Annotated in this window: 13 protein-coding genes; 9 read left to right on the top strand and 4 right to left on the bottom strand. The window is 65.7% G+C overall.

Annotation, left to right across the window (positions count from 1 at the left end; translation table 11 throughout):
- Window positions 1–30: 30 nt before the first annotated feature.
- Genes FG486_RS10550 through FG486_RS10540 form a run of 3 tightly spaced genes read right to left on the bottom strand, consistent with a single transcriptional unit; the run spans window position 31 to window position 4406 of the window.
- Window positions 31–2322 (bottom strand): bifunctional salicylyl-CoA 5-hydroxylase/oxidoreductase, encoded by a 2292-nt coding sequence (locus FG486_RS10550; protein ID WP_241695690.1) that lies wholly within the window; start codon window positions 2320–2322, stop codon window positions 31–33.
- Entirely contained in the window at window positions 2322–3233 is a 912-nt protein-coding gene (locus FG486_RS10545; protein WP_181267465.1) for a fumarylacetoacetate hydrolase family protein, read from the bottom strand. The genes FG486_RS10550 and FG486_RS10545 overlap by 1 nt, the downstream gene beginning before the upstream one ends.
- Window positions 3234–3281: 48 nt before the next feature.
- A complete protein-coding gene (locus FG486_RS10540) occupies window positions 3282–4406 on the bottom strand; it encodes a cupin domain-containing protein (protein WP_066280905.1) in 1125 nt (374 codons plus the stop codon).
- Between the two features lie 104 nt (window positions 4407–4510).
- Between FG486_RS10540 and FG486_RS10535 the strand changes: the two genes are divergently transcribed.
- Window positions 4511–5446 (top strand): carbon-nitrogen hydrolase family protein, encoded by a 936-nt coding sequence (locus tag FG486_RS10535; RefSeq protein ID WP_066280913.1) that lies wholly within the window; start codon window positions 4511–4513, stop codon window positions 5444–5446.
- Window positions 5447–5451: 5 nt separating this feature from the next.
- A complete protein-coding gene (locus FG486_RS10530; RefSeq protein WP_066280918.1) occupies window positions 5452–6096 on the top strand; it encodes a flavin reductase family protein in 645 nt (214 codons plus the stop codon).
- Here the strand turns inward: FG486_RS10530 and FG486_RS10525 are convergent.
- Window positions 6085–7905, bottom strand: a complete 1821-nt coding sequence (locus FG486_RS10525) for a DUF885 domain-containing protein (RefSeq protein ID WP_181267464.1) — start codon at window positions 7903–7905, stop codon at window positions 6085–6087. The genes FG486_RS10530 and FG486_RS10525 overlap by 12 nt on opposite strands.
- Before the next feature lie 255 nt (window positions 7906–8160).
- Between FG486_RS10525 and FG486_RS10520 the strand changes: the two genes are divergently transcribed.
- The 7 genes from FG486_RS10520 to FG486_RS10490 all read left to right on the top strand — a co-directional run bounded on the left by FG486_RS10520 (window position 8161) and on the right by FG486_RS10490 (window position 16446).
- Window positions 8161–9495 carry an amidohydrolase family protein gene (locus FG486_RS10520; protein WP_241695689.1) on the top strand — a complete coding sequence of 445 codons (1335 nt, stop codon included), beginning with the start codon at window positions 8161–8163 and terminating at the stop codon, window positions 9493–9495.
- A 14-nt stretch (window positions 9496–9509) separates the two neighbouring features.
- Window positions 9510–10013: a nuclear transport factor 2-like protein gene (locus FG486_RS10515; protein WP_231750114.1), complete on the top strand. Its 504-nt coding sequence runs from the start codon at window positions 9510–9512 to the stop codon at window positions 10011–10013.
- A 108-nt stretch (window positions 10014–10121) separates the two neighbouring features.
- Window positions 10122–12419: a TonB-dependent receptor gene (locus FG486_RS10510; RefSeq protein ID WP_181267463.1), complete on the top strand. Its 2298-nt coding sequence runs from the start codon at window positions 10122–10124 to the stop codon at window positions 12417–12419.
- A 31-nt stretch (window positions 12420–12450) separates the two neighbouring features.
- Window positions 12451–14268: a DUF885 domain-containing protein gene (locus FG486_RS10505; RefSeq protein ID WP_181267462.1), complete on the top strand. Its 1818-nt coding sequence runs from the start codon at window positions 12451–12453 to the stop codon at window positions 14266–14268.
- Complete coding sequence (locus FG486_RS10500; protein WP_231750171.1) at window positions 14265–14480, top strand: DUF3311 domain-containing protein; 216 nt, start codon at window positions 14265–14267, stop codon at window positions 14478–14480. Before FG486_RS10505 ends, FG486_RS10500 begins: the two co-directional genes overlap by 4 nt.
- On the top strand, window positions 14477–15967 hold the full coding sequence (locus FG486_RS10495; RefSeq protein WP_181267461.1) for a sodium:solute symporter family protein: 1491 nt from the start codon (window positions 14477–14479) through the stop codon (window positions 15965–15967). Before FG486_RS10500 ends, FG486_RS10495 begins: the two co-directional genes overlap by 4 nt.
- On the top strand, window positions 15967–16446 hold the full coding sequence (locus tag FG486_RS10490; RefSeq protein ID WP_181267460.1) for a VOC family protein: 480 nt from the start codon (window positions 15967–15969) through the stop codon (window positions 16444–16446). The genes FG486_RS10495 and FG486_RS10490 overlap by 1 nt, the downstream gene beginning before the upstream one ends.
- The last annotated feature ends 6 nt before the right edge of the window (window positions 16447–16452 follow it).

The raw sequence follows: 16452 nt of genomic DNA, 5'->3' as shown, positions 1-16452 counted from the left end.
CCTCCTGCCCTGCCTGGAATGCCGTTGCCATCAGGCCTGCACCGTAACCGTGCGGCTGTTGCGGAGCAACTGTTCCTGCCCCAGCCGATAGGCATCGTGCGCGCGCAGCCCCTTAAAGCCTGCTGCGGCCGCCGCGTGCAGCGTCCAGGCGGGGTCGGCCAGATGCGGGCGACCCAGCGCGACCAGATCGGCGCGGCCTGCCACCAGGATCGAGTTGATCTGATCGGCATCGGTAATGTTGCCGGCGACGATGGTGGGGCATCCCACTTCGTTGCGCACCTGATCGGACAATGGCGCCTGGTACATGCGGCCATAGACCGGGCGCGCCGCCGGCGAGGTCTCGCCCGAGGACACGTCGATGATATCGGCGCCGGCGGCCATGAATGCGCGCGCGATCTCGACCGCGTCCGCGCCGGTAATTCCGCCGGGTACCCAGTCGTGCGCGGAAATGCGCACCGAAAGCGGCTTGTCCTGCGGCCAGGCTGCGCGCACCGCCTCGACCACCGATAGCGGGAACACCAGCCGCGCTGCCAGATCACCGCCAAGGGCATCGTCGCGATGGTTGGTCAGCGGGCTGATGAAGCCGGACAGCAGATAGCCATGTCCTGCCTGGATCTCGATCAGATCGAACCCCGCCCGGTCAGCGCGCAGCGCTGCATCGACAAAGGCGGCGCGGATCGCCTCCATGCCCGCAGCGTCGAGCGCGGCAGGCGTCGCATATCCTTCCGCCCAGGGTTGGGCGCTCGCGGCAACCAGCGGCCAGCCAGCATCGCCCAGAGGCTTTTCGCCCTGCGACGGAACCGATACCGCACCGCGCGCGCCGGCATGACCGATCTGCACGCCGATCGCGCTGCCCGCCGCGTGCGCGAAGTCGACGATGGACGACCAGCCATCGGCCTGTTCGTCGGTCCACAGGCCCGGACATGCCGGCGTGATCCGGCCTTCGGGCGCAACCGCGCACATTTCGGTCATCACCAGCCCTGCACCGCCCAGCGCACGCGCGCCATAATGCACCAGGTGGAAGGCGCCGACGCGCCCCTGATCGTCGGCCTGATAGGTCAGGACCGGTGCGACGACGACGCGGTTGGCCAGCGTCAGACCGCGCAGCCGGAAGGGCGTGAACATCGGGGGTGCCTGAGTGTCGCCCTGCGCGTGGCTTGCAAACCAGCTTTCCACCTCGGCCAACCATTGCGGATCGCGCAACGCCAAGTTCGCATGGCTCACCCGCTGCGAGCGGGTCATCAGCGAATAGGCAAATTGGATCGGCGGGAAGTCGATATAGCGGTCGAGCGTCTCGAACCATTCGGTCGAGTTGCGCGCCGCATTCTGGATCTTGAGCACCTCGACCCGGCGCTCCTGCTCATATTCGCCCAGCGCCTCGGCCAGCGCCTCGCGGCGATCGAGGCCGGGCCGGTCGAGCACCGCCGCCAGCTTGATCGCGTCTTCCAGCGCCAGCTTGGTACCCGATCCGATCGAGAAATGCGCGGTGTGCGCGGCATCGCCGAGCAGCACGACATTGTCGAAAGACCAGCGATGGCACAGCACCCGGCGGAAATTGATCCAGGCCGCCGAGCCGCGCAGATGCGTGGCGTTGCTGATCAGCGGATGGCCCTGAAGATGCCGCGCGAACAGCCTCTCGCACGCCGCGCGCGCCTCGTCCGGCTCCATCGTGTCGAAGCCGAGGCCCGCCCAGGTGCTTTCCGAACATTCGACGATGAAGGTCGAATGCGTGTCATCGAAACGATAGGCATGCGCCCAGACCCAGCCGGCCTCGGTCTTTTCGAAGATGAACTCGAACGCCTCAAACAGCCTTGTGGTGCCCAGCCAGATGAACTTGTTGGCGCGCACCTGGATATCGACATCGAACCGTTCGGCGTAAAGCTCGCGCACCCGGCTGTTGATGCCATCGGCGGCGACGACCAGGTCGTAATCGGTCCAGGCCTCGATCTCGGGCGAAAACTCGGTCTCGAACACCAGCTTGACGCCGAGCTCGCGGGCCCGCTCCTGCAGGATGACCAGCAGCCGCTTGCGCCCGATGCCGATAAAGCCGTGCCCCCCGGAGCGGATGCGCTCGTCGCCGACCACTACATCGACATCGTCCCAGTGCGCAAAGCTGTCCGCGATCGTCGCAGCACTCACAGGGTCATTGGCACGCAGATTGCCCAGCGTCTGGTCGGAAAAGACCACGCCCCAGCCGAACGTGTCGCCTGCCTTGTTGCGCTCGAACACGGTGATGTCGTGCGCAGGATCGCGCAGCTTCATCGAGATTGCGAAATACAGGCCCGCCGGTCCGCCGCCCAGGCACGCGATGCGCATCGCCATTACACCGCCACCACATTATGCCGCAGGCGGCCGATGCCCTCGACCGCGCATTCGACGACATCGCCCGGCCACAGGAATTCCTGCGGCGTGCGGCCTGCCCCCACGCCCTCGGGCGTGCCGGTGGCGATGATGTCGCCCGGCTCCAGCGTGATGCCGACCGAGATGTCGGCGATCAGCTCATCGACCTTGAACAGCATCTTGGCGGTGTTCGACCGCTGCTTTTCGACGCCATTGACGGTCAGCCACAGGTCGAGCGTCTGCGGATCGGGGATTTCGTCGGCGGTGACGATCACCGGCCCCATTGGCGCATAGCCATCCTGGCCCTTGGAGTAGATCCACTGGCCCGCGCGGCGGCAATCGCGCGCGCTCATGTCGATGAGCACGGTATAGCCGAAGACATAGGCCAGCGCCTCTTCGCGCGCGACGCGCTTGGCGCGGGTGCCGATGATCGCGGCGAGTTCGACCTCCCAGTCGAGCTGCTGGGTGACATTGGCATCGTGCGGGATCGGGTCGCCCGGGCCGATCACGCTGGTCGGCGGCTTGGAAAAGATCACCGGCTGGCGCGGCAGATCGGGCGAGGTGTCGAGCGCGGCGGCGGATTCGGCGACATGGTCGATATAGTTGAGCCCGATGCCGAAGATGTTCTTGCGCGGCCGCGGGATCGGCGCGAGCAGCTTTACATTGACAAGCGGCTGCGCGGTGCCGAGCGGGAATTCGCCATCGAGCTCTGCCATCAGCGCCGAGGCAATGCGCACGGCCTCCGGGCCCAAATCAATGAAATCGAGCATCGTGGAGGGCAGCGGCACGCCGGTGGCATCGCCGAGCAATTCGAGATCGACCACCAGCGATCCGGCGATCGCCCCCAGCCGGGCAGGCGCTTCGACGGTGGCGCGGAAGGTAACGAGACGCATAAGGCAGATCCTTGGACTGACGGGGAGGAAAGACGGAAGAGCGGCAGGTCAGCCGAGGATCGGCTGGTGCCCGCCATTTTCGGCCAGCGCTTCCTGCCGATAGAGGCCGAGCGCGCGCATGACCGGAAGGTCGTGGAACGAGAACAGGCAGGCATCCTCGCTGTCCGATCCGTTGACATGCTCGTGGAACATCCAGCTCGGCACGACGAAAATGTCCCGCTCCTGCCAGTCGAAACGCTGGCCGTTGATGATCGAATGGCCCGAACCCTTGGCGCACTGATAGACGAAATTGCCGACCTCGCGGTGCGCGCGGGTGCGCTCGCCGGGGCGCAGCATCTGGATCGACGCGCCGATGGTGGACATCACCGCACCGCCGGTCAGCGGGTTCATGTAGTCCATATGGATGCCGTCATAGGGGCTGCCGTCGCTGACCGAGGCATAGCGCTGCAAGGCTTCGTAGGTCGGCTCCCATTCGTATTTGAACAGCGGCGAATAGCGCTTCGACCAGTCCTGCCCCGCCGGGCGCAGCCCCGCGCCCGCCCAGGTTGCGGTGGAATCGTCGACCGGATAGGTCACCGCCTGGTTGAGATCGGGGTGCACCTCGTAGAAATTGGCATCGAGCGCGTTCATCAGCGGAATGTCGAGCCCGTCCTGCCAGATGCATGGCGTTCCACCTTCCGCAACACCATGCTCGTGCCAAGTGCCGTTGGGGGTGAGCACGAAATCGTTGCGCCGCAGCGTCATCTTGTGCCCGTCGACATTGGTAAAGGCGCCCTCGCCCTCCATGATGAAGCGCAGAGCCGAAGCGCTATGGCGATGGCTCGACGCGCATTCGCCCGGCGCCATCACCTGCAGCCCCGAATAGAGCCAGCCGACGGCGGCCACGACATCCTGCCGCGCCGGGTTGGCGAGATAGACCACGCGACGCCCGGCCTGTTCGGGGGTCACCAGCTCGAGCGCGCGCATCACCCGGTCGCGAAGGTCGTTGTAGCGCCAAATGATCGGGACCGAAGGCGAAGCCGGTTCCCATGGCTCGATCTTGTTGGCGACGGTCCACAGCGCGCCGGTTCCCAGCTCCTCGAGTTCGCGATAATAGCGAACCAGCTCCGGCGTGTCGGTGACATTGGCCCTGCCTGCCACATCCTCGCGATACTGGTCATAGGTCGATGCCATTGCCGATTCCTCCGCTCGAGATACTTGAAGGTTAAAACTTTAAGCTTGAAACGTCAATCGCCCGAGCTATTCTGGCGGCGAAATTTTTTTGGAGAAGCGCGACGATGGCGAGATACAAGGCAGCGGTGGTCCAGGCGGCGGCGCATCCCTTTGACCCGATGGCGTCTGCGGCCAAGGCGGCAGCGCTGATCCACGAAGCGGCGGCGGCAGGTGCGCGGCTGGCGGTATTTCCCGAGGCCTTTGTCGGCACCTATCCCAAGGGCGCATCGTTCGGCACGCCGGTCGGTATGCGCAAGCCCGAGGGTCGCCGCGACTTCCAGCGCTATCATGAAGGCGCGATCGCGCTCGACGGGCCTGAGGTCGCAGCGATCGCGGAGGCGACGGCGGAAACCGGGCTTTTCGTCGTCATCGGCGTGATCGAGCGCGACGGCGGGACGCTCTATTGCACCGCATTGTTCTTCGACGGCGCGGCCGGGCTGGTCGCGAAGCATCGCAAGCTGATGCCCACGGGGGCCGAACGACTGATCTGGGGCTTTGGCGACGGTTCGACCATGCCGGTGCTCGACACGCCGCTGGGTAAGGTGGGCGCGGTAATCTGCTGGGAGAATTACATGCCCGCGATGCGCATGGCGATGTACGCCAAGGGCATATCGATCTGGTGCGCGCCGACGGCCGACGATCGCGACGGCTGGCTCGCCTCGATGCGGCATATCGCGCTGGAGGGGCGCACCTTCGTGCTATCGGCCTGCCAGCACATCACCCGCGCCGCCTATCCAGCGGAATACGACTGCGCGCTCGGGGACGATCCGGACACCGTGCTGATGCGCGGCGGAAGCTGCATCATCGGTCCGCTGGGCGATGTGCTCGCCGGGCCCGATTATGCAGGCGAGACGATCCTCTATGCCGAGATCGACACCGAAGAGGTGGTGCGCGGCAAGTATGATTTCGATGTGACCGGCCATTATGCCCGGCCCGACATTTTCAGCCTGACCGTCGACGAGCGCCCCAAGACCTGCGTCGTCCGCACCGTCGAGGATTGAGCCGCATGGAATTCGATCTCCGCGCGCTTGAGGTTGCCAAGCGCTACAAGCTGCTCGCCTCGTCGATCACACCGCGCCCGATCGCCTGGGTCACCAGCCGCTCGGCCGACGGAATTCACAACGCGGCACCCTATAGCTTCTTCAACATGATGGGCTCCGATCCGCCGACCGTGGTGCTGGGGCTGATGCTGCGGCCCGAAGGCGGGTTGAAGGACAGCGCGGTCAACATCACCACCACCGGCGAATTCGTCATCAACCTGGTGTGCGAAGCCGACGCCGAGGCGATGAACCTCACCTGCATAGACGCGCCGCCGGAAGTCGACGAGTGCGCGCTGGCCGGGCTGGAGCTGCTGCCCTCGCGGCTGGTCGGGCCGCCGCGCATCGCCAGCGCGCCGGTCAGCCTGGAATGCCGGGTGCTGGAAACCGTCTATCCCGGCGGTGAGGGCGGCCAGGTGATCGTCATCGGCGAGGTGCTGATGGCGCATGTCGCCGACCGGTTTGTGCTTGATGCCGACCGCTGCCATCTCGACACGCTCGCCATGGGCCTGATCGGGCGTGTGCACGGGGCGGGCTGGTATGTGCGGATGACCGACCTGTTCCAGATGGACAGGCCGGTCTGGCCCGCAGAGGCGCCTGGCTTAGAAGCCTGAGCCAGCGGCCCCACCTCCCGCCGCAATCCAGCGCTCGATCTTCGCCTCCAGCACCGCCATCGGCAGCGCGCCGGTGCCGAGCACCTGGTCGTGATAATCGCGGATGTCGAAGCGCTTGCCCAGCGCCTTGCGTGCGCGCTCGCGCAGCACCGCGATGCGGATCTCGCCGATCTTGTAGGAACAGGCCTGGCCCGGAGAGGCGATATAGCGGTCGATCTCCACCGCGACATCCTTGGGCGCCATCGAGGTGTTGGCGAGCATATAGTCGATCGCCCGCTGCCGCTGCCAGTTCTTCGCATGCAGCCCGGTATCGACCACCAGCCGCACCGCGCGGAGCATCTCCATGTCGAGATGACCGAACCACTGGAGCGGATCGGTGAACATGCCGAGATCACGGCCCAGCGACTCGGCATAGAGCCCCCAGCCCTCCGAATAGGCGGTGGACGATCCGAAGCGCAGGATCGGCGGCAGCGCCTCGTTCTCGCGCGCCAGGGTCAGCTGGAAATGATGACCCGGAATGCCTTCGTGCAGCGTCAGCGTCTCCAGTGTCGGGATGGGCCGGGTGCCCAGCATCGCCATGTTGAAATAGAGCGTTCCCGGCGACACGCCATCGGCAGGTCCGGGCCGGTAATAACCGGTGCCGCGCTGATCGCCGAGCGCGGGCAGCGGCGCGACGCGGAACGGCGCCTTGGGCCGCCGCGCGAACAGCTTGGGGATCGCCGGCCAGATCTTCGCTTCGATCGCGGCAAAGCGCGCGAGCAGCTCTTCGGGGGTCTTGTAATAATATCTGGGGTCGGTGCGGATATGCTCGAACAGCCCGGCAAGGTCGCCCTCGAAGCCGATGTCCTTGCGCGCCTGTTCCATCTCGCTGCGGATGCGCGCGACTTCCGACAGGCCGAGCGCGTGAATCTCGTCTGCGCCAAGGCTCGTCGTGGTGTGCCGCGCCAGCTCTGCCGCATAGAGCCGCGCGCCATCGGGCATCGCCCCGCGCCCCGGCAGCGCGAGCGCCTTGGGCGCATAGTCCTGGGTCAGGAAATCGTGCCACCGATTGTATCCCGGCAGGATGCGTTCGCGGATCAGCGAGCGATAGGCGGCGGTCAGCCGGTCGCCATCGCTGGCCTTGACCGGATCGGGCATCTGCCGGATCGCGGCAAAGAAGGGCGTGTCGTCGGGCGCGAGCGCCAGCATGGCATCGACCTGGCGCAGCACATTGGCGACCACGACCTGCGAATGGACATGGCCCGAAGCCAGACCCTCGCGCAGCCGCACGATCGCGGTCTGCAGATAATCGGCAAAGCCTTTGAGCCGCTCCAGGCCGCGCTCGTAATCGGCGAGCGACTCGAAGCGAGCGCCGCCGCCCGAGACGAAATCGGCGACCTCGACATGCGGACCGAACGAAGGATCGAGTGCCAGTTGCCGCTTGATGACGAACAGCCCGCTGTCGAACAGGCTCAGCACCTCGCGCGTGCGATACGCGAACACGTCATAGGCGATCGCGTCCTGCGGCGAGAGCGCCTTACGGTCGATCTGCTCGAGCGCCTGCATCTGCGCCTGCTTGTTGGCACGCAGCGTGTCGCCATAGGCATCGCCCAGCGGATCGACATAGGCCGGGCCGCTGCTCTCCCCGCGCCGTTCGTCGGACAGCGGATCGAGCAGCGCATCGGCGGCATCGGCCTGTTCGAGCAGCGCGCGCAGCCTGGCCCCGGCATCGCTCGCCTGGGCGTGCAACGGCATGCCCGCCATCGCCCCCAGCGCGAGTCCGCCCGCCAGCGTGGTTCTGCGCGTTACTTCCAGTCCGTTTGTCGGCATGTCCTTGTCTCCCCGATGTGCCGATCCTCACCACAGCCGGCACAGATTCTAGCGCTCAGATCGGCAAAGCGCATTTGATCATACTGGCCACCCCGGCGCCGAAAGCGCGCGTTTACAACAATCTAATTTCATCAGAGCGCTGGCTACCTTTCATATGTTGCGCCTGACGCAACGATTCGGATGGTTTTGCTGCATTGCACGAATGCGTCATTTGCGTGACGTTGCACGTATTCAAGGGGCTGCGGGGACAGGCATATGCGCTACCGGCGATGGATGATGGCGGCGATGGCAACGGCGGCGACGCTGATGCCACTGGCGACGGCGGGCGTGGCAGAGGCGCGCGAAGGCAAGATCATGGTCGACCAGGAGGTCAGCACCGAGGTGATCGCGCTGGTCGGCGGCAATGTCGTCGATGTCGATACCGGCAACGTCATGATGAACGCGGTCGTGATCGTCACCGGAGGCCGCATCAGCGCCGTGGGGCCTGCCGCCTCGACCACCATTCCGCGCGATGCCAAGCAGGTGTCGATGACGGGCCGCTGGCTGATCCCGGGCCTGATGAACATGCACACGCATTATGGGCTGAAGCTGCCCGGTGCGGCGGGCGCGGCGCTGGTGGGCGAGACCGACCCGCAACAGGTGCTGCGCATGGCGGGCAATGCCCGCAAGTCACTGCTTGCCGGGGTCACCACCACGCGCTCCACCGGCGAGGATCATGGCAATGACTTCGCGCTGCGCGCCGGGATCGAGCGCGGCGACGTTATCGGCCCGCGCATCCTGACCGCAGGCGAGATCATCGTGCCCACCGGCGGCCATGGCTCGCTCGAGGCCGATGGCCCCTATGGCCTGGCGACAGCGGTGCGCAAGCAGATCAAATATGGCGCGGACTGGATCAAGATCGCGATCTCGGGCGGCATTTCGGACACGCACGGCGCGATCGGCGCGGCGCCGATGACCGACGAGGAGCTCTCGACGCTGATCGAGGTGGCGCATCGCAACGGCATTCCGGTCACCGCGCATAACGGCTCGGCCGAGGCGGCACAGCAGGCGCTCAAGTTCGACATCGATTGCTTCGAGCATGGCTATTATCTCGACGATGCCGCGCTGCAGCTGATGAAGAAAAAGGGCGTGTGGCTGGTCCCGACCATCGTTGTCAGCCAGCCGGGGGCCAAGGAATTCTACAAGAAGATCGGATCGCCCGCCTGGTATCTCGCGCGGGTCGACAGCACCGGCAAGGAACATTGGGCGATGCTGCAAAAGGCGATCCGCCTGGGCGTCAACATCGCGCTCGGCACCGACCAGTTCCCGTTCGAACCCAATGACGGCACCACCGCGACCGTCGCCGAGGCGGAGCTCTACGTGAAGGCGGGGATGACCCCGCTCCAGGCGCTGCGCTCGGGCACCACCGAGACCGCGCGGATGCTCAAGATCGACGACATGACCGGGCGCATCAAGCCGGGCCTCGCGGCGGACATCATCGCGGTGAACGCCAATCCGGTCGAGAACATCTCGGCACTGCGCACCATCGATTTCGTGATGAAGGACGGCCGCATCTATCGCGACGACAAGACCGGCCTCATCGCACAATGAAGGGTATTTCTGACATGACCTTGATGACCAGACTGATCGCCGGGGCCGCACTGGCGCTCGTGCCCGCTATGCCGGTGCTCGCTCCGGCGGCCATCGCCGCGCCCGTCGCTTCGGACGATCCGGTGTCGCAGATGTTCGTCTGGTGGAACGAGGCGTTCAAGACCCCCGGCGCGTTCACGCCCGAGAATTTCCGCAAGCACTTCACCGAAGATGCGACGCTGGTGCTCGAGGGCAAGACCGTGATCAACGGCGTCGAGGGCTGGGCGAAGCACTTCCAGAAGATCCAGGCCGGTGGCGGCGATGTCGAGATCGTGGTGCCGTTCAAGGACATGTTCCGTGTCGGCGACCGGGTCTACACCTATCACGTCATCCGGTCGCGCCGGGACGGCAAGACCGCCTGCTCGCTGGCGGCGGGCCATGGCGTGATCCGCGACGGCAAGATCGCATCGATCGTGCTGGTCCGCTCGGAGCTCGATCCGGCCAAGGGCCAGACCGATCCGCAGTGCTGGACGCGCTGAACACATGACGGTTTCGGCGGAGCGACCCTAAAGGCGCCCGCCCAAAATCCAGGGGAATGAAAAACCATGCCGTCGGCACCTGCTGGCGGCAGAAAAGGGGATATTGCCATGACGATTGCCACAACGACCGCCCAGCTGCGCATGGGAACCGGCCTGATCGCGCTTGCCCTTTGCAGCATCGCGGCACCGGCGCTGGCGCAGGACGCCGCCCAGGCCGACGCGACCGAGACCGAAGCCAAGGACGAGATCATCGTCACGGCGCAGCGCCGCTCGCAGTCGATCCAGGACGTGCCGATCGCGATCACCGCGGTCACCGCGCAGACGCTGAAGGACCAGAACGTCCAGAGCGTCGAGGACTATTTCGCGCTGACGCCAAATGTCAGCTTCCAGACCAACGGTTCGCGCGACCGCAAGGATCTGTCGATCCGCGGAATTTCCAACCAGCTGAACCCCTATGCCGACGTCCGGCAGTCGAGCTACGCCTTCTATATCGACGAGTTCAACGTCGCCGCCGGGACCAGCAACCCGCAGATCGTCGACCTCGAGCGGATCGAGGTGCTGCGCGGGCCGCAGGGCACCTATTTCGGCCGTAATGCTGTGGGGGGCGCGATCAACGTCATCACCAAGAAGCCGGTGCAGAACTGGGAGGGCGAGCTCGAGGCCGCCTATTCCAATTACGATACCTTCCGCGCGCAGGGCGTGCTCAACATTCCGGTGATCCCCGATCTGCTCGCGGTGCGCGCCTCGGCCCAGTACGAAAAGAGCGACGGCTATATCCGCAACATCAACCCGATCGGCGGCGGCAACGACAGCAAGTTCTACACCGCGCGCGTCCAGGCGCGGCTGACGCCGACCGACCGGCTGACCTGGGATTTCGCCTATAGCTATTCGAACGAGGAAGTCGGCATGCGCAACGGCGTGCCGACCGGCGCGGTCACCGGCACCTGGGCGAGCGTCTATTACGGCGTCAACTACAACGCCACCGGCCGTACCACGACGATCACCGGCGCGCCCGACGGCGTCGGTTTCTTTCCTCAGAATGACAACAAGGTGAACTTCAACCGGCCGCAGAATGTCGGCAGCACCTATCAGTATTTCAGCTCGCGCGCGGTATGGGACTTCGACGTCGCGACGCTGACCGGCGTGGTCGGCCATCTGACCTCGGACGTGTTCAACTTCGGCGATGTCGACGGCGGCAGCCCCGACTTCTTCTACGAGGACTTCTTCCTGAAGCGCAAATCGACCAGCGGCGAGCTTCGCCTGCAGTCGAACGGCAAGAACTTCCTCGACTGGAGCGTCGGCGCGTTCATCGGCCGCGACACCGGCACCACCGACCAGTCGACCTTCCACGGCCGCAACAGCCCGCTCTGCCCCGCCGGACGCGTCGGCAACTGCTCGGGGCTCGAGGTTACCGGGTTCGATTCGGACAGCACGACGCGCTATTTCGCAATCTTCGGTGAAGCGACACTGCATTTCACGCCCGAGCTTACCCTGGTGCTCGGCGGTCGCTATTCGTGGGAAAAGACCCGCAACTTCGCTGAAAACCGGTCGAACCTCACCATCACCGGCGTCAACGATCGCACCGCGGATTTCCAGGATTTCTCCCCCAAGGCGACGTTAAGCTACAAGCCCAACAATTCGCTGATGGTCTATGCGACCGCCTCGCGCGGCTTCAAGTCGGGCGGCACGCAGACCTCGAACAACGTCAACCTGTCGAACGATTTCGATCCCGAAACGCTGTGGAACTATGAGGTCGGCACCAAGTTCGACCTGTTCGACAACCGCGTTCGCGTCGACATTGCCGGTTTCTATATGGACTGGAAAAACGTTCAGCAGACCATCCGCTTCCAGTTCATCGATCCAGCGACCGGGCTTCTGCGCGGCGTCAGCGGCATCGCCAATGCGGCGAGCGCGGAGAGCTATGGCATCGAGGGCAGCTTCGACGCCAAGATCACCGACAACTGGAAGCTTGGTGGCCAGGTCGGCTATAACAACACCAAGTTCAAGAGCTATCCCAACGCGCTGATCGACGGGATCGTCATCGACATTTCGGGCCGGCCGCTGGTCAATGCGCCCAAATGGACCTTCGGTGCGCAGACCCAGTATACCCAGCCGCTGCGCGAAGGGCTCGACGCCTTCGTCCGCGCCGAATGGAGCTATCGCAGCTCGATGCTCTCCACCCCGCTCGCCTATCGCTATAGCGGCTTCCCATTCATCTCGCCCAGCTATCACAATGTGAACCTGCGCGCGGGCATCGAGGGCGAAAAGTGGCGTGCCACGGTGTTCGTCGAAAACCTTTTCGACGCGAAATATTTTGCCAACGCCTATGAAAAGGCCTTTTATTCGGGCGTGCAGGTGGAGCCCTCTTTCCAGAGCTATGGCATCATCCTGAGCTACAAGTTCTGAAGCAGGTACAAGGGGTTAAGGGGTTGCTGGCATGACGTTTGACAGACGCAGCCTGTTGCTTTCCGGCATGGCAGGCGCGGTGGCGACCGCCCTGCCCGGCACCCTGACCTGGGCCGCCAAGCCGCCGGGCAATCCCGATGAGGGATTTGCCCGGCTGCTGCGTCGCCACACCCACGCCTTTCTGCACCGCTCGCCCGAAGAGGCCACGGGTCTGGGCTATGATACCGGAGCCAATGCGTCGCTCCGCGCGCGGCTCGACGACCGCTCACAGGCTGCGCGCGAGGCAGACCGCGCGGCCATCACGATCGCGCTGGCCGATCTCGACGAAATCGATGTCCTGGCGCTGTCGAAGCCCGCCCAGCTGGACCATGCGGTCGCGCGCTTCGTCTATGAAACGCTGGCCGATACGCTCGGCCGCTATGGCTATGTCGACGCCAATCTGCGGCCCAGCCCCTATATCGTCAGCCAGATGAACGGGGCCTATTACTGGCTGCCCGATTTCATCGGCGGAACGCATCCGCTGGAAAGCGCTGCCGATGTCGCGGCCTGGCATGACCGGCTGGCAGCGCTTGCGGTCGCGCTCGATCAGGAAACCGACCGAATCCGGATCGATGCCGCCGCCGGCGTCATCCCGCCCGGTTTCGTCATCGACCGCGCGGTGCGCCAGATCGAGGCCTTGCGCAATGCGCCGCCGCGCCAGTCGGCGCTGATGGCCAAGGCGATTGCCCGCGCCGAGGCGGCGGGCCTCGGCGATATCGGCACCAGGGGCGAGGCGATCTTCGCCAAGGCGATCGCGCCCGCGCTTGACCGTCAGGCAGAAACGCTCAAGGCGCTGCGGGCAAAGTCTGTCGAGACCGCCGGATGCTGGCGGCTGCCCGAGGGCGATGCCTATTATGCCAGCGCGCTGCGCGCCAACACCACCGCTGCCATTTCCCCCGAGGAGCTGCACCGCGAAGGGCTCGACCAGTGCGCCGCGCTGATCGCCGAGATCGATGCCGGGCTGAAGGCGCAAGGCCTTTCCAAAGGCTCGGTGGGCGATCGGATCAAGGCGCTCAATGCCGATCCGCGCTTCACCGTCAGCGACGACGATGCGGGACGCGCGCAGATCATCAAGGCGGCCGAAGCCACGCTGGAGCGAGTGCGCGAGCGGCTGTCCGGCGCGTTCAGCGCGGTCGAGATCGATCCGCTGGTGGTCCGGCGCATTCCGGTCGCGATCGAGAATGGCGCGCCGGGAGCTTTCTATTCGGAAGGCGTCGCGGGCCAGCCGGGCACCTATTCGCTGAACCTCAAGACTCCGGGCGAGCATCCGCTCTGGCGGCTGCCAACGCTGACCCATCACGAGGGCATTCCGGGGCACCATTATCAGGCATCGGTGCTGCGCCATGGCAGCGCGCTGCCGCTGTTCCGCAAGCTCGTGCGCTTTTCCGCCTATACCGAAGGCTGGGCGCTCTATGCGCAGCAGGTGGCGGACGAACTGGGCGTGTACGAGGGCGACCCGTTCGGGCGCATCGGCTATCTGCAGTCCGAGCTGTTCCGCGCCGCGCGCATCGTCGTCGATACCGGCCTCCACCACAAGCGCTGGAGCCGCGAGGAAGCGGTGCAGTGGATGGTCGACAATGCAGGGGAAAGCCCGGAAAGCACCGATCGCGAGGTCGTGCGCTATGCCGTCTATCCGGGTCAGGCGTGCAGCTTCAAGGTCGGCGCAAACCGCATCGTCGCCGCGCGCGAGGCGGCACGGGCGCGGTTGGGCGCGAAGTTCGACATCCGCGGCTTTCACGATCTGGTGCTGCGCTCCGGCCCGGTGCCGATGGCGGTGCTCGAAGAGGCGGCGCGCCAATGGATGGCATGAGCCCCCCACCCCCCGCGCGGCGCTGGCACCTGGCGCTGCTGCTGCTGCCGTTCGTGTGGCAGGTCGGCGCGGTGCCATTGGTCAATGACATTGCCTGGCGACCCTTCGGCCTGCCCTTCCCCATGGTGTGGCAGATGGCGGGCGTGCTGTTTGCCAGCGCCATCATCGCGCTGGTCCGCGCGATCGACCTGAAGCGCGAGCAGCACCGATGATCCTGGGCGTCACGCTGCTCGTCGTGCTCGGCACGATCGTCGGGGCGGTGCTCTATGGCCGCGCGCAGAGCAAGGCGAAGTCGGTCGAGGAATGGGCGCTGGGCGGCCGCCGCATGGGCACGCTGATCTTCTGGTTCCTCAATGCGGGCGAGATCTACACGACTTTCGCAGTGCTCGGCATTTCGGGCTTTGCCTGGGCCTATGGCGCGCCGGCCTATCTCGCTTTCTGCTCGGTCTCGCTCTCGGCGGCGATCGGTTACTGGCTGATGCCGAATATCTGGGCAGCGGGCCGCGCGCGGGCGCTGGTCACCCAGGCTGATTTCTTTGCCGATCACTATCGCGCGCGGTGGCTGGGCGTGGTCGTCGCAGTCGTCGGGATCGCAGCCCTGGTCGTCTATGTGCAGATCCAGATCACCGCGCTCGGCCTCATCCTGCGGATGACGCTGGGCACCGATGTCTCCCCCGGCATGGCCGCCGTGCTTGCCGCCGCTGCGATGCTCGCCTTCGTGTTCCTGGCCGGGCTGCGCTCCGCCGCCTTTGCTGCGGGCGTCAAGGACGTGCTGATGCTGGTGCTGGTCATCGCGCTCAGCGCCACTGTCGCGGGCATTGTCGGCGCCAGCTCGATGGCCGATGTCTATGCCCGCGCGCAGGACGCGTTTCCCGGCATCGGCAAGCTGCCGGGGCTCAAGGCCGATAGCAGGCTTTCGACCACCTGGCTGATGACCTCGGCGCTCAATGTCGCGCTCGCCAACTGGATCTTCCCGCACATGTTCCAGCTGAGCTATTCGGCGGCGACCGAGGATGCGATCCGCCGCAACGCGATCTTCCAGCCGATCTATTCGCTGTCCTATTTCTTCATCATCCTGCTGGGTCTTGCCGCGCTGCTCGCGGGCACGGTGCCTCCCGATGGCGATATCAACGCGGTGCTGCTGCAGTTCGTGTCCGATCGCTATCCGCCCTGGCTGGTCGGGCTGCTCGCGGGGACGGCGTGCCTGCTCGCCCTCGTCCCGGGGTCGGTGCTGCTGCTCACCGCCGGGTCGATCTTCGCGCGCAATGTCGTCGCGCCGCTCCGGCCGGGCCTCAGCGAACGCGGCGGCCTGCTCGCCTCGCGATTGTCGATGGTGGGGGCAGCGGCCATCGCGGTCTATCTGACGCTGGGCGGCAACCGCTCGCTGGTCGAGATCGGGCTGTCAGCCTATGGCGCGATCGGCCTGCTCGCGCCGGGCGTGTTCCTCGCCTTCGTCTGGCCGCGCACCAGCGCGGTCGCGGTCGCGGGCGGGCTGGTCGCTGGCTATGCGTTGCTTGTCACCCCGCCGGGCGAGGCCTGGATCGCCGCGCATTTCATCGAATGGGAGCCGGGCCTGGTCGCGATGGGGGCGGCGCTGATCGTCACCGTCGCGATCAGCCTCGTCGTCCCGCGCCGCGCAGATGCGCCCGGCGATTTACCGCTCACCCCGCCCCTCGCCTCGCAAGGAGAAACCGCCTGATGACCGACGCGCCTGCCTTTCTCGCCGCCGACCATGTCTCGTTCACCGTGCCCGATCTGGAGGCGGCGATCGCGTTCTATACCGACACGTTCGGTGCGCGTGAGCTGTTCCGCATGGGGCCGCTCGCGGCGAGCGAGATTCCGGCCATGCCCGATGGCCGCGACTGGATGGAGGCGCATGTCGGCGTCGCCGGCGCGACGCTGACGCTGGCGATGCTGGCGCTGGTGGACAATCTGAACCTGCAGCTGGTGCAATATGATGCGCCCGGCGACCGCAATCCGGTGCCGCCGCGCAACTGCGATGCGGGCGGGCATCACCTCGCGCTGCGCGTAGACAATGTCGACAAGGCCGCCGCCTATCTGGCCGCCAGGGGCTGCACCGTGCAGAATATCATCGAGATTTCCGAAGGGCCGCTCGCGGGCAAGAAGAACCTCTATGTCCGCGACCCCTTCGGCCACAGCCTCGAAATCGTCGATTGAAGGAGT

The organism is Blastomonas ursincola (genome assembly GCF_013607875.1).
Lineage (GTDB): Bacteria > Pseudomonadota > Alphaproteobacteria > Sphingomonadales > Sphingomonadaceae > Blastomonas > Blastomonas ursincola.
This window is presented reverse-complemented; position numbering and strand designations above follow the sequence as displayed.